Source organism: uncultured Chitinibacter sp. (genome assembly GCF_945957625.1).
Lineage (GTDB): Bacteria > Pseudomonadota > Gammaproteobacteria > Burkholderiales > Chitinibacteraceae > Chitinibacter > Chitinibacter tainanensis.
This window is the reverse complement of record NZ_CAMFLP010000003.1, coordinates 124132-138737: the sequence shown is the minus strand read 5'-3', so window position 1 is coordinate 138737 and position 14606 is coordinate 124132. Positions and strand designations below refer to the sequence as shown.

The window sequence follows — 14606 nt, the reverse complement described above, 5'->3', positions numbered from 1 at the left end:
TACTGCGTTTACAGCTTGCCTTCCAGCCAGCTGGCGGCGGCTTGCAGCGCATCGCCAACTTTGTCGGTGTCCGGGCCACCGGCTTGGGCCATGTCTGGGCGGCCGCCACCTTTACCACCGACCACTTGCGCGGCCACATTCACCAGCTCGCCCGCTTTCACTTGGCCAGTCAGATCTTTGGAAACGCGCGCGATCAGGCTCACTTTACCGTCGTTTACGCAGGCCAGCAGGGCGATACCGCTTTGCAGGCGATCCATCAGCTTGTCGCTCATCTCGCGCAGCATGCCCGCTTCTACGCCTTCCACCACGCTGCCGATGCATTTCACGCCACTGATGGTGCGCATGCCCACGCCAATCAGCTGATCAAGCTGCGTGAAGGCCATCTGGCCTTTCAGCGCCGTCACTTCTTTTTGCGCGGCTTTGAGTTCGGCTTGCAGTTTTTCCAGCTTGCTGATCAGCTCGCCACCTTGGGCGCCAGTCAGGCTGGCGGCGGCTTTCAGCTCGGCATCTTGCGCTTGCACAGCGGCCAGCGCTGCGACGCCGGTAATGGCTTCGACCCGGCGTACGCCCGCAGCCACGCCACCTTCCGATACGATCTTGAAGAGGCCGATATCGCCAGTGCGGCCGACGTGCGTACCGCCACACAGCTCGGTTGAGAAGTCGCCCATTTTCAATACGCGCACTTCATCGCCGTATTTTTCGCCAAACAGCGCCATCGCGCCGGATTTGATCGCGTCGTCGTAGCTCATCAGCTTGGCCACGGCTTCTTCATTGGCCATGATCACGTGATTCACCAGGCTTTCCACTTTGCTCAGCTCTTCGGCGGTCAGCGCTTTGGGGTGCGAGAAGTCAAAACGGGTGCGCTCGTGAGTAACCAGCGAGCCTTTTTGCTCCACGTGGCTTCCCAGCACTTCGCGCAAAGCCGCATGTAGCAAGTGCGTGGCACTGTGGTTACGCTGGCTGGCTTGGCGCTTGGCAATGTCGATGCTGGCCGTGACCGCATCGCCCACTTTCAGGCTACCGCTGATCAACACGCCCTGATGGCCAAATACATCGGCTTTGATTTTCTGGGTGTCGGTGACGTTAAACACGCCCGCGCCGGCGATCACCCCGGTGTCACCGGCCTGACCACCCGATTCGGCGTAGAACGGCGTGTGATCGAGCACGATTACGCCTTCATCGCCATCGGCGAGGCTGTCTACCGGCTCATTGCCATTGTACAGCGCCACTACTTTGGCCGCGCGGCTCGCTTCGGTGTAGCCGTGGAAGCACGACGCTTCGCCCTCATAAGCCAAACCCGCGGCCATTTTGAATTGGCCCGCGGCTTTAGATTGCTTGCGCTGCGCTTCAAGCGCCGCTTCAAAGCCCGCGATATCAACGGTGACATTGCGCTCGCGGCACACGTCAGCAGTCAGATCGATCGGGAAACCATAGGTATCAGACAGTTTGAATGCCACATCGCCATCGAGCACTTGCTTGCCGCCAGCCAGTACGGTGTCGAGCAGGGTCATGCCGTTTTCCAGCGTGCGACCGAAGATTTCTTCTTCGGTTTTCAGTGCATCAATAATGTGCTCTTTGCGCTGGCGCAGCTCAGGGTAGGCATCGCCCATAATCTCGGCCAGTGGGGCCACCAGTTTATGGAAGAAATAGCCTTTCTGGCCCAGTTTGTAACCGTGGCGGATGGCGCGACGGATGATCCGGCGCAATACATAGCCACGGCCGTCATTACTTGGCAGCGCGCCATCGGCGATCAGGAAAGCACACGAGCGAATATGGTCGGCAATCACTTTCAGCGAAGGCGAATTGGCATCCGTGGCGCCGGTTTCGCGTTGCGCTGCAGCCAGCAAGTGCTGGAACAGATCGATTTCGTAGTTGGCATGCACGCCTTGCATCACGGCTGAAATCCGCTCCAGACCCATACCGGTGTCAACCGATGGTTTTGGCAGTGGATGCAGCACGCCCGCTTCGTCGCGGTTGAACTGCATAAATACGTTGTTCCAGATTTCGATGAAGCGGTCGCCGTCTTCTTCCGGCGATCCTGGAGGGCCACCCCAGTGTTGTGGGCCGTGATCGTAGAAAATTTCGGTACATGGGCCACATGGACCGGTATCGCCCATTTGCCAGAAGTTATCCGACGCGTAAGGCGCGCCTTTATTGTCGCCGATGCGCACGATCTTTTCCGCCGGTACGCCGACTTCCTTGTGCCAGATGTCATACGCTTCGTCGTCCGTGGCGTAGACGGTGACCATCAGCTTTTCTTTGGGAATGGCCAGCCACTCGGGCGAAGTCAGAAATTCCCAGGCGTACAAAATGGCTTCGCGTTTGAAGTAATCGCCAAACGAGAAATTACCCAGCATTTCAAAGAAAGTGTGGTGACGCGCGGTGTAGCCGACGTTTTCCAGGTCATTGTGCTTACCGCCAGCGCGCACGCATTTCTGGCTGCTGGTGGCGCGGGTGTATGGGCGCTTATCAAAGCCCAGAAACACATCCTTGAACTGGTTCATCCCGGCGTTGGTAAACAGGATGGTCGGATCATTGGCCGGAATCAGCGATGAGGAAGCCACTACCTGATGGCTCTTGCTGGCAAAAAAGTCCAGGAACTTCTGGCGAATCTGGGAAGATTTCATAAGACGTTACACACGGGCACGGTTTAAATTCAAGACCATCGATTTTAAAGCAAAGCGCGGCGGGCGGGTAGGGTAACAGCCCAGACTGTGCTGGTCTTTGGCGCGGATACCTGCGGTGGCGTTGCTGTTGGGGCTTTGCACCAGCCCGCGGGGTGCGGGCACCGTGCTTGCGCTGCGAGATTTCGCGGGCTTTAGACTGCGCTATTGCGCAAGTAGGGCGCTGCCTGATAATTGAGGTGGGGGTATATGGTTGGAGCTTAATTGAATTATTGATCTGGCGCTGATACCTGACTGGGTATCAATCAAAGTCAGGTGCGAAGTCCATGTCGTCCTCATCCATCCCGCCACCCTGTACCACTTTGTAAATCACACCGGTGCTAAAGCCGCGGCTGGCTAAAAAGCGCAGTTGCTTGGCGCGCTCTTTGGCGTCTTGCGGCGGCTGGCCAAATTTTTTCTGCCACAGGCGGCGGGCGGTGGCTTCTTCCTGATCAGCTACTTGCTCCAGACTCTGCTCAATCAGCTCGCTGGCTACGCCTTTTTGCCGTAATTCTTGCTTGAGTCGCCCGGGACCATAGCGCTGGCTGCGAAAATGCGTCCATTGCTCTGCAAAGCGCTCATCTGAGAGCCAGCCGCGTTGCTCGAAATCATCCAAAATCTGCTGCAGCTCGGCTTGTTGGGCTTCTAGCTGCTCGGGGTCGAGCTGTAGGCGTAGCTTGCCGGCGAGCTCGGCGCGCGAGTATTCGCGTTTGCTTAAAAATTGCAGCGCTTTGTTGCGCAGGCTGAGCGGTGGTTTCATCTGGGTAGAGGCTGGAGCGTGGATTGCGTGGAGCGTGCGCTGGTTTGTCAGGGGCAACAAAAAGCCCCCGCGGGGCGGGGGCTGTGGGGTGGGCTTATTCGCCCAGATCACCATCCAGATCGCCGCCCATTTCGATCGGCAGTGGTGCGCCGCCAATTTTCTCGCGGACTTTATTCACGATTTCTTCGGCCAGCTCGGGATTGTCTTTCAGGAATTGGCGGGCGTTTTCCAGGCCTTGACCAATCTTGTTGCCGTTGTAGCTGTACCAAGCACCGGATTTATCGATGATCTTGTTGGCCACACCTTGCTCGATGATCTCGCCTTCGCGGGAAATGCCTTCGCCATACATGATGTCAAAGGTCACTACGCGGAATGGAGGCGAGACTTTGTTTTTGGCGATTTTGACTTTGGTTTGGTTACCGATGATGTCTTCGCCTTTTTTCACCGCACCAATCCGGCGGATATCCAGCCGCACAGAGGCGTAGAATTTCAGCGCATTACCACCGGTGGTGGTTTCCGGGCTTTGCCCTGGCATCATTGCGCCGATCTTCATGCGCAACTGGTTAATAAAGATCACCAGGGTGTTGGTGCGTTTGATGTTACCGGTGAGTTTGCGCAGCGCCTGGCTCATCAGACGGGCCTGCAGGCCCACGTGCACATCACCCATCTCGCCTTCGATCTCGGCTTTGGGCGTCAGCGCGGCAACAGAGTCCACCACGATGATGTCTACCCCGCCTGAGCGCACCAGCATGTCAGCGATTTCCAGCGCTTGCTCACCGGTGTCTGGTTGGGAAATCAGCATTTCTGATACGTTCACGCCCAGTTTTTGGGCATAGACAGGGTCGAGCGCGTTTTCTGCGTCGATATAGGCGGCCACACCGCCCAGTTTTTGAATTTCGGCTACCACATGCAGACACAGCGTGGTTTTACCGGAAGACTCTGGCCCGAAGATTTCGACAATCCGGCCACGTGGCAAACCACCCACACCCAACGCCAGATCCAGGCCCAGCGAGCCGGTGGAGACGACTTGCAAGTCGTTTTCAATCTGGTTGTCGCCCATTTTCATGATGGCGCCTTTACCAAACTGGCGTTCGATTTGGGCTAGGGCGGCGGCGAGGGCCTTGCTTTTGTTGTCGTCCATGGTCATGTCCTGCGCGATTGGGTTTGGATGGAGTGATTATAGAACAATCGTTCTGTATTGCAATAGCTGGCGCAAAATTGTTGCATGCAGCAAATTAGAAATTGAGCGAGATCTCGGGGCTACTTGGCAAGGTGAAGTAGAAAATCGTGCCTTCGTTCGGGGTGGATTTGGCCCAGATGCGCCCGCCATGACGGCTGATAATCCGCTGGGTGGCGGTGAGGCCAATGCCGTTGCCGCTGTATTGGCTTTGCGAGTGCAGGCGGTAGAAAGGGGTAAAGAGCTGCTTGGCCTGCGCCATATTAAAGCCGACGCCTTCATCGGCAACATAAAACACCCGCTGGCCATTGACCAAGGTCTGGCTGAAGGTGATCTTAATGACATCGCAATGCTGGGAGAATTTCCACGCGTTTTCCAGCAGATTGTAGAGTGCGATGCGGATCAGTTTGGGATCGGCTTCGGCGCTCAGCGCCTCGCTGATATTGATGTCTTTGGCCCGATCTGGCTGCAGCATGGTGATTTCATCCATGATGTCTTGCGCCATTAAGCTCAGGTTGATTTCCTGCGGACGAATCTCGGTGGCGAGGAATTGCTGCAGCATCAGCAAATCATCAATCCGGCTGCTCATGCTGCTAATGCTGCTGCGTATCCGCTGCAGATAATTGCGTGCATTGTTATCGAGCTGATCTTGGTAGTCTTCCAGCAAGACCTGATTAAAGCCTTCCACCGTGCGCAGTGGAGTGCGTAAATCCTGCGTGAGAATATTGATCAGAATTTCCAGCTCATGCTTGGTGGTGGCGAGCTCGCGGCTGCGCTCTTCCACCACTTCTTCGAGGTGATTGCGATAGTTTTCCAGCTGAATTTCATTGGCGCGGCGGCTGGAAATATCAAATAGAAAACCCTGCAAATGCGGCAGGCCGTTGGGGTCGAGATCGCAGCTGGCGCTGATTTGTACCCAGACTTCTTTGCCGCTGGCCGCCAGCAGCCGGCATTCAAATTCATAAATCTGCCCCGGCTCATGTACATCGGCAAACAATGGATAGGCAAAATGCCGGTCATCCGGGTGCAGATAGCTGGTTAAAAAGCCTTCGCTATACCATTCGGACAACGGATAGCCCAGTAATTGCTCGGCCTGCGGGCCCACATAGGTAAAGCGCCATTCTTCCGGGCGCGCATCCCAAGGGATCAGGCGGGTGGATTCCACTAGCCGGCGCATGCGATCTTCACTCACCCGCAGGGCAGATTCGATCTGCCGGCGGCTCATCAAATCGGCTTCGAGCTGTAGATTTTTTTGCTCAAGCGCACCAATCATGTCTTTCAGCGCCAGGCGGTTGCGCTCCAGCGCGCTACCCAGCTGGCCGATTTCATCTTCGCGCTGCCATAAAAACGGCTGATCAAGCTGGTGGCTGGCCAGCTGGCCGGCCTGTTTGGTTAAGCGCTGCAAGGGGCGCAAGACGCGGGAATTAAGTAAAAAGAGAATCAGGCCCAGGCTAAACACCACCTGTAGCACCACCGCCACCAGATACTGGCGTAGCTTATTGCGGATATTTTCGGTAGCTAGGCCGTCATCCAGCTCCAGCGTGACATTGCCGATCACATTGCCTTGCTTGCTCACCAGATGCGAGAGTGACGAGAGCTGGCCTTTGCGGCGCTCGGGTTTGTCACTACTGAGAAAAATCCCCAGCGAGGCATCGTTCACCACGATGCGCACCACGCGCTGATCGCTCATCACCGATTCGAGCAGTGGTTTGCCCGATTCGGGGGCCAGATTCCACAGCGGCTCCTGCATGCCCAGCACCAGAATATCCACCAGCCGCTCGTGGTCTTGCTGCATATAGTTTTCGGCTTGTTGCAGTTCGGTGCGGATGCTCAGGTAGCCATTGAGCGTTGCGGGCAGCAACAACCCAAGCAAAATTGCCAGAATAACCGCCGGACGCAGAGACAGATTCATGCCGGAATGCTCGATTCATACAGTCTTAACAGAGATACCTTGCAGTCTAATCGAGTTTATTTATTCAGACCATGTCTTGTTCTGGCGCAAACTTGATCTGCACAACCGCGCCATCTGGGGCCTTGCCCGCATGGGATTTGATTTGTAGCAGCTTGCGCCGAAAATCCGCTGGGGATCACTGCACGCGCACGGCATAATAGCGGGCAAACAAACCATAACAGGGGCTCGCCATGAAAGTGATTGTTTTGGGTGCCGGGGTCATCGGGGTGACCACCGCCTGGTTTCTGGCGCGTGATGGCCATCAGGTCACCGTGATCGAGCGGGCGCAAGAGCCCGCGCGCGAAACCAGCTATGCCAATGGCGGGCAAATCTCGGTGTGTCACGCCGAGCCATGGGCCAATCCGAAAGCGCCGTGGAAAACCTTGCAATGGCTGGGCGAGGAAGACGCGCCGCTGTTGTTCCGCCTCAAGCTGGATTGGAATCAATGGCGCTGGGGCCTGCGCTTTTTGCAGCAGTGCACGCGCGAAAAAGCCAAATTCAATCTGCAAAATCTCGTCCGCTTGGGCCTGTATAGCCGCGATACCTTGCAAGGCCTGCGGGCGCAAACCGGGGTGGAATACAAGCAGCGCACCGAAGGGATTTTGCATTACTACACCGATCCGGCCGAATACGCGGCAGCGATTCCGGCGGCGGCGCTGATGCGCGAAGTAGGGCTAGATCGGCAGGTGAAAACTGCCGCCGAGTGTTTGGCAATCGAGCCGGCGCTGGCCAAGTCGCGGCATCCGATTGTTGGCGGCACATACACCCCAAGCGATGAATCGGGCGATGCACGGCTGTTTACCAATGAGCTGGCGGCGCGCTGTAGCGAGCTGGGCGTGGAGTTTCGCTACGACTGCGCCATCGAGGCGCTAGAGAAAATTGGCGACGATGTGCAAACCGTCCGGGTACGCAGCGCCGAGCAGGGCGTCGAGCGGCTGAATGCGGATCAAATCGTGGTTTGTCTCGGCAGCTACAGCCCGCTGCATTTGGCGCCGCTGGGGATTACGCTGGATATTTACCCGGCCAAGGGCTATTCGGCAACGATCCCAGTGCTTGACCCGAGCCAGGCGCCGACTGTGAGCCTGACCGATGATGGCTACAAGCTGGTGTTCTCAAGGCTGGGCGATCATTTGCGTGTGGCCGGTACGGCCGAATTTAATGGCTACAATCTGGAGCTTAATCCAATTCGCTGCAAGGCACTGATTGAGCGAACCAGCCAGATTTTCCCTGAGGGTATGGATTACGCGCGCGCCGAATTCTGGACGGGGTTGCGGCCGGCGACGCCGGGCAATCTGCCCTATATCGGCCAAACCCGTTATCCAAGTTTGTGGCTCAATACCGGCCACGGCACGCTGGGCTGGACGGAATGTTGCGGCTCGGCCAAGGCGATTAGCGATCTGATCGCCGGGCGGGTGCCTGAGGTGGATTATCCCTTCCTGCGGGGGATTTAATCGGGGCGGGCTTGGAGTAACAAAGGGGTATTGCTCGCCAGGGCTTGTATTAAAAAGCTTGGCGGGCAATACCCCTTTGATTTAGTGCTGGCACTCGCCGCGATGTGTTACAGCTTCACCGCATGCTCACGCGTGGCGTGGAATTTCAGCTCAGGCCAGCGTTCCATGGTTAGATCCAGATTCACGCGGCTGGTTGCCAGATAAGCCAGGCTATCGGCGGCATCGCGGGCCAGATTGTTCACCAGATTTTTCTCGAAGTCGGCGAGTTTTTTCGCGTCTTCACAGCTCACCCAGCGGGCGGTGTAGATGGGCGATGATTCAAAAATCGCTTCCACGCCGTATTCGTTCAAGAGGCGTGAGGCCACCACTTCAAACTGCAGCACACCCACCGCGCCCAAGATCAAATCGCCGCCGTTGAGCGGCTTGAATACCTGTACCGCGCCTTCTTCGCCCAGCTGTTGCAAGCCTTTTTGTAGCTGTTTGATTTTCAGCGGGTTTTTGATCCGCACCACGCGGAACATTTCTGGCGCGAAGAACGGAATGCCGGTGAAGGTCAGCAGCTCGCCTTCCGAGAATGAATCGCCAATCTGGATATTACCGTGATTAGGCAGACCGATAATGTCGCCGGCGTAGGCTTCTTCGACTTGCTCGCGGCCTTGCGCCATGAATGTCACCACCGAATTGGCGGCGATTTCACGGTTGAGGCGCAAGTGTTTGAATTTCATCCCGCGGGTAAATTCGCCCGAGCACACGCGCAAGAACGCAATCCGGTCGCGGTGTTTCGGGTCCATATTGGCCTGAATTTTGAATACAAAGGCCGAGAATTTTTCTTCGGTAGGCGCCACGTCGCGCTGCATGGTTTCCGATTCGCTCGGTTGCGGCGCCCAATCGACCAGCGCATTCAAAATCTCGCGAATACCGAAGTTATTAATCGCCGAGCCAAAGAACACCGGCGTGAGCGTACCAGCGAGGAATTCTTCCAGATCGAACGGGTGCGACGCACCGCGTACGAGCTCAAGCTCCATGCGGGTTTGGTCGATTTCGAGTGGGAACAGCTCATCCAGGCGTGGGTTATCAATGCCTTTGATGATTTCCACTTCATCCAGCGGGCCTTGGCCGGGGGTGAAGAGGATAATTTCATCCGACAAAATGCTGTACACGCCGCGGAAAGTTTTACCCATCCCGATCGGCCAGGTGATGGGCGCGCAGCGAATGCCCAGTACGCTTTCCACCTCGTCCAGTAGCTCCAGATTATCCCGCACTTCACGGTCGTACTTATTCATGAAGGTGATAATCGGCGTATGGCGCATGCGGCAGACGTTCAAGAGTTTGATCGTTTGCGCTTCCACACCCTTGGCGGCATCAATCACCATCAGCGCCGAATCCACGGCGGTGAGTACGCGATAGGTATCTTCCGAGAAATCCTGGTGACCCGGGGTGTCCAAGAGATTGACCACGTGCTCGCGGTAATCAAACTGCATCACCGAAGAGGCCACGGAAATGCCGCGCTGCTTCTCGATTTCCATCCAGTCGGAGGTGGCGAACTTGCCGCCTTTTTTGCCTTTGACGGTACCGGCGGCCTGAATCGTGCCCGAAAAATACAGCAGTTTTTCGGTCAAGGTGGTTTTACCCGCATCCGGGTGGGAAATAATGGCAAACGTACGACGACGCGCCACTTCGCTGCGAATATCCGGCATAGTCAAAAGAGGGACGGCAGAAAAACCCGCCATTGTACGCGCAAGCGGCCTTGGCGGGTAGGGCGCTTAGGCGGTCGGCAGGGTGATCGGCAGCAAGATGGTAAACACCGCACCGCCTTGCAGGTGATTACGGGCGGCAATATGGCCGCCGTGATCAAGCATGATCTGCCGACTGATCGCCAGCCCCAGCCCGGTGCCGCCGCCGAGGCGTACCCGGCTACTCTGGATAAATTTATCGAAGATGGTTTCCAGTTCGTTATCTGGAATACCGGGGCCATGATCGCGTACTTCCAGCCCGATGGCCGGGCTGCCATCGTCGAGCAAGGCCACCGGTAGGGTCTGGATTTCGATCCGGCTGTGGTTGGCGCTAAATTTGATCGCATTCGAGAGCAGATTCACGATAACCTGCGTGATCCGCGCTTTATCAAACACGGTAATCAGCTCTTGCTCGCCTTCTTGGAACTCGATCTGCAGCTGTTTGCCGGCAATGAGCGAGCCCATTTCGGCAATGGCTTGGCGAGTGATCACCTGCAGGCTGTGCTGGCCTTTGTCGTAGCTCATCTTGTTGGCTTCCAGCCGCGACATATCAAGCAGATCATTCAGGAGCAACAGCAGCCGCTTGCCCGAGGCATTGATGCGCTCGTAATAGCGGTTGAGGTGATTGGTTTCCGGCCCATCGAGCTTGCCGGTTTTGGCCAGCCCCATTTCGGAGAAGGACAAAATCGCATGCATCGGTGTGCGCAGCTCGTGGCTCATATTGGCGAGGAAGGACGACTTCGCCAGATTGGCGTTTTCGGCCACTTCTTTGGCATCGACCAGCCGGCGCTCGATTTCTTTAAGCTGAGCAATATCGGTAAAGAAGGCGTAGGCGTATTCAATGTTTTCCTGCTCATCCAAGACCACGCCGCTGTTGATCAGGAAGGGGCGGATCTTGTGATGCTGATCGAGTAATTCGATATCCTTGGTGGTATGTTCCTGCAAGGCAAGATCCATCAGGTCGTCCGGGAAGAACTGGGTACAGGTATCGCCCCAAATCGATTTCGGATTCAGCCCGATCAGCGCTTCGCGCTGATATCCCAGCAGGCGGGTGAACGATTGATTCACCTCGCGGATGCGATGGTCGGCATCAATCAGCAAGAAGCCATCCGCGGTCTGGTCAATAATCGTCCGGTTCAGACGCTCGGATTGGCGCAGCGACTGGGCGGCAATTCGTTGTGAGGTGATGTCTTCAATTACCGCAATCATGCCCTTGCTCATATCGCCCGCTACCAGCGCTTTGGCATAGATCATGGCCCAGAATGGCGAGTGATCGCGCCGGTACAGCTCGGTTTCACCCCGGAACACGCCGCCGGTAGCAATGCGTGACCAGATGCGCTGGCGCAGTTCGTCGTATTTGTCGGCTGAGCTAAAGAGCTGGCCAGTTTCGGTGCCGATAATATCGCTGCTGGCGTAGCCGAACAGCAGCTCAAAGGCCGGGTTTACGAGTCGCACTACGCCATTCATCGTCAGCATAATCGCCAGCGGGCTGGCATCGAGCACCGTGCGGATTTCGGCCGTGCGCTCTTGCACCATTTCATGCAACTGATCGCGGTGCTGACGTAATTCCTGCTCGGCTTGCCGGCGCTCGGAAATATCGCGGGCAGTGCAGCAAATGTAGGCTTCACGTTGATATTTGATCAGCGAGAGGGTGAGCTCCATCGCCAGTTTGTCGCCATTGCTGGTTTGCAGTGGCGTGTCGACAGTGAGCTGCTTTTGTTCCTGCAGTGCGTGCCAGTAATCCAGCCAATTTAGGTCGGTTAGCTCGGTAAAGAGATCGACAAAATGCTGATGGTTGAGCTCTTGGCGGCTATAGCCCGAATGGCTGGCCATGCTTTTATTGGCATAGCGGATAAGCCCGCTTTGATCGCACCAGAGCGTGAGATCAGGCGATTCATCGACCGTGTGCTGGGTGAGAAAAAGCCGGCCCTCAACTTGTTCGAGGTGGCGGATCTGCCGCAGCAGGATATACAACAGCAGCGACACCACGGCCATCAGCCCCATCGCCACCAGTATGCGGGTGATGGTTTGTTCTTTAAATGGGGCCAGAATCACGTCCAGATCATGGCTTACCGTGATAATCAGCGGCAGACCGGCCTGATTCACATTAAAGGTCAGTAGCTGCTCGCGGCCATTGGCAAACTGGACGCGCTCGGAGCTATGCCGACGCAAGCGCATCTGCTCGAACAGGAGCGTGTCATTTTGGCGCACATTGGTCGCAAGGCGGCTTTCATCGTAGGGATAGTTCACCAACACCACGCCATCGCTGCGCAGCAGGTTGATGGTCACGCCCGGGGCGAGATCGAGAGATTCGTAAAAGCGCAGGAAATAGGTGGGTTCCATCCCCGAGAGCAATACGCCGCCAAATTCGCCCTGCGGGGTGTTAATACGGCGGGTAAGGGCGATAAGCCATTTGCCATCGGTACGCGACAGGATGGGTTCGCTAATAAATGGGGCGGTGCTATTGGTTTGGCTATGGTAGTGGAAATACGCCCGATCGCTGAGATTGATATGCCGAGCCGGGTATTCCAGCCCGTGGCTATGAATGACGCCATCTGGGCCAATTGTGATAATGCCGCGAATCTGCGGCGTGAGGCGCACCTTGTCTTTTAGTGAAAGGTGCATCAGGTATTCGTCGGCGTGAGTCACGCCGCCGAGGCGATCCAGATCTTCGGCGATGTTCTGCATCGCCTGTTCGACCGACACAAAGGCACGGGTGGCATTTTCATCCAGCGCCCGGGCCAATGATTGATCGCTGCGTTGGGCTTCGGCTAAGGCCTGGTGATAATCGCGAACAGTGATCCATGCCAGCGACAGCAGCACCAGTAAGACCATAACCCCATAAAACCCCAGTAAACCGCTGCGCAGACCACGCAGGGTCTGCCGGGTTTTGTGATTATTGGGGTGACTGGCCTGCCGAATTGCGCCCAGACTAAAGATTTTGTTTCGCCTCCAGCGCTTCCCAGCGCTCCAGTTTGGCCATAACCAGCTCTTCAATAGCCGCAATTCTATCTTGCATTTCGCGGGCTTTCAGCGGCTCTTTGCGATAAAGCTCGGGATCAAGCAAAGATTGTTGCAAATTTGCTTGCTCGGCTTCCAAAGCCTCAAGTTCGGCAGGCAGCCGTTCCAGCTCGCGGGTTTCGTTGTAGCTGAGCTTAGTGCGTTGATTGCGCGGCTTTTCAGCGCTGGTTTTGGCCGCTGGCGCACTTGTAGCCGGTTTTTTCGCGTCTTGCTGGGCCAGCATGCGCTCGCAGGCACTCATCCAGTCGGCATAACCACCAGCGTTTTCCAAAAGCACGCCATTGGGTTCAAAGACGATGGTCTGGGTGACGACATTATCCAGGAATGCCCGGTCGTGGCTGACCACAAACACGGTGCCGGGGTAGCTGGCAAGCAGTTCTTCCAGCAATTCGAGAGTATCGATGTCCAGATCATTGGTGGGCTCGTCCAACACCAAAATATTGGCCGGTTTGGTAAATAGCCGCGCGAGCAAAAGGCGATTGCGCTCGCCGCCCGAGAGTGATTTCACCGGGCTGCGGGCCCGTTCGGCGGGGAATAGAAATTCCTCCAGATAGCCCATCACATGCTTACGCTGGCCGCCGATCTCGACGTAATCATTGCCTTGGCCCACGGTATCGGCCACCGATAGTTCTTCGTCCAGCTGTTCGCGGAACTGGTCAAAGTAGGCCACTTGCAAATTGGTGCCTTGTTTGACTGTGCCGGTGTCGGGCGCAAGCTGACCCAAAATTAGCTTCAATAATGTGGTTTTACCGGCACCATTGGGGCCGATTAGCCCGACCTTGTCGCCCCGCAGCAGGCGGGTGGTGAACGATTTGATCAGTACTTTTTCGCTGCCGTCCGGGTTGGGGTAGGCTTTGCTCACGTTTTCCAGCTCGGCAATCAGCTTGCCGCTGCGCTCGCCGGCATCAAGCTGAAAACTAACGTTGCCCACTCGTTCGCGTCGTGCGGCGCGATCGCGGCGCAATTGCTCGAGCCGACGTACGCGGCCTTCATTGCGGGTGCGGCGGGCTTCAACGCCTTTACGAATCCAGACTTCTTCCTGCGCCAAGAATTTGTCGAATTTACGATTAACGACGTCTTCTTGGGCCAGCATTTCGGCCTTTAGATTTTCATAAGCGCTGAAGTTGCCCGGAAAACTCGCTAGCTGGCCACGGTCCAGCTCGATAATCCGGGTGCTGATATTGTCGAGGAAGGAGCGATCGTGGGTAATAAACAACACGCTGCCGGCAAAGCCTTTGAGTAAGGTTTCCAGCCACTCGATGGCATTCACATCCAGATGGTTGGTTGGCTCGTCCAGTAGCAGTAGATCAGGCTCGGTAACCAAGGCTTGCGCGAGGGCTACGCGTTTTTTCCAACCGCCAGACAGGGTTTTAATCTGCACATCGGCGGGGAGTTTTAAAATCGACAGGGTATTGCTGATCAGCGAGTCCAACCGCCAGCCGTCTTGCGTTTCCAGCGCATGCTGCAAGCGCGTTAATTCGTCCATGCTCTGCTGGCTGCCATCCAGATGTTGGGTGGCATGGTGGTAATCAATCAGCAGCTGCCGCACATTTCCCAGCCCTTCGGCCACGGCTTCAAACACAGTGTGATCTGGATTAAACGTTGGCTCCTGCGGCACAAAGGCCATTCGGGCATCGTTAACTAGACGGATGGTGCCGTCATCCAGCTTGTTGACCCCGGCAATCGCCTTTAGCAAGGACGACTTGCCTGCGCCATTGCGGCCAATCAAACCAACCCTTTCACCCGGTTCGAGCACCAGGCTGGCACCGTCCAGCAGCGGCCAGTGGCCATAGGCAAGGTGGGCATTTTCTACGAGCAAAACGGGCATGGTTTGGACACTAACTTTTTGA

Annotated in this window: 8 protein-coding genes; 1 reads left to right on the top strand and 7 read right to left on the bottom strand. The window is 56.4% G+C overall.

Annotated features, from left to right (window positions below):
* Nucleotides 1–8 precede the first annotated feature (8 nt).
* From alaS to QV747_RS06020, 4 genes are all read right to left on the bottom strand, one after another.
* The gene (gene alaS, locus QV747_RS06035; RefSeq protein WP_273430411.1) at nucleotides 9–2627 is read right to left on the bottom strand and encodes an alanine--tRNA ligase; all 2619 of its coding nucleotides are present in this window, start codon (nucleotides 2625–2627) and stop codon (nucleotides 9–11) included.
* Between the two features lie 298 nt (nucleotides 2628–2925).
* Nucleotides 2926–3423, bottom strand: a complete 498-nt coding sequence (recX, locus tag QV747_RS06030; protein WP_047396746.1) for a recombination regulator RecX — start codon at nucleotides 3421–3423, stop codon at nucleotides 2926–2928.
* A 94-nt stretch (nucleotides 3424–3517) separates the two neighbouring features.
* The gene (gene recA / locus QV747_RS06025) at nucleotides 3518–4564 is read right to left on the bottom strand and encodes a recombinase RecA (RefSeq protein ID WP_028450780.1); all 1047 of its coding nucleotides are present in this window, start codon (nucleotides 4562–4564) and stop codon (nucleotides 3518–3520) included.
* A gap of 94 nt (nucleotides 4565–4658) precedes the next feature.
* Nucleotides 4659–6512: an ATP-binding protein gene (locus tag QV747_RS06020; protein ID WP_051259096.1), complete on the bottom strand. Its 1854-nt coding sequence runs from the start codon at nucleotides 6510–6512 to the stop codon at nucleotides 4659–4661.
* A gap of 230 nt (nucleotides 6513–6742) precedes the next feature.
* On the opposite strand from QV747_RS06020, the gene QV747_RS06015 reads away from it, so the two are divergent.
* On the top strand, nucleotides 6743–8002 hold the full coding sequence (locus QV747_RS06015; protein WP_273430407.1) for a D-amino acid dehydrogenase: 1260 nt from the start codon (nucleotides 6743–6745) through the stop codon (nucleotides 8000–8002).
* Nucleotides 8003–8109: 107 nt separating this feature from the next.
* Here the strand turns inward: QV747_RS06015 and QV747_RS06010 are convergent, their stop codons facing one another.
* The 3 genes from QV747_RS06010 to QV747_RS06000 all read right to left on the bottom strand — a co-directional run bounded on the left by QV747_RS06010 (nucleotide 8110) and on the right by QV747_RS06000 (nucleotide 14584).
* Nucleotides 8110–9699, bottom strand: a complete 1590-nt coding sequence (locus QV747_RS06010; protein WP_028450778.1) for a peptide chain release factor 3 — start codon at nucleotides 9697–9699, stop codon at nucleotides 8110–8112.
* 66 nt (nucleotides 9700–9765) lie between these two features.
* Nucleotides 9766–12570 (bottom strand): PAS domain S-box protein, encoded by a 2805-nt coding sequence (locus QV747_RS06005; protein WP_273430405.1) that lies wholly within the window; start codon nucleotides 12568–12570, stop codon nucleotides 9766–9768.
* Between the two features lie 97 nt (nucleotides 12571–12667).
* A complete protein-coding gene (locus QV747_RS06000; protein ID WP_273430403.1) occupies nucleotides 12668–14584 on the bottom strand; it encodes an ATP-binding cassette domain-containing protein in 1917 nt (638 codons plus the stop codon).
* Nucleotides 14585–14606 lie beyond the last annotated feature (22 nt).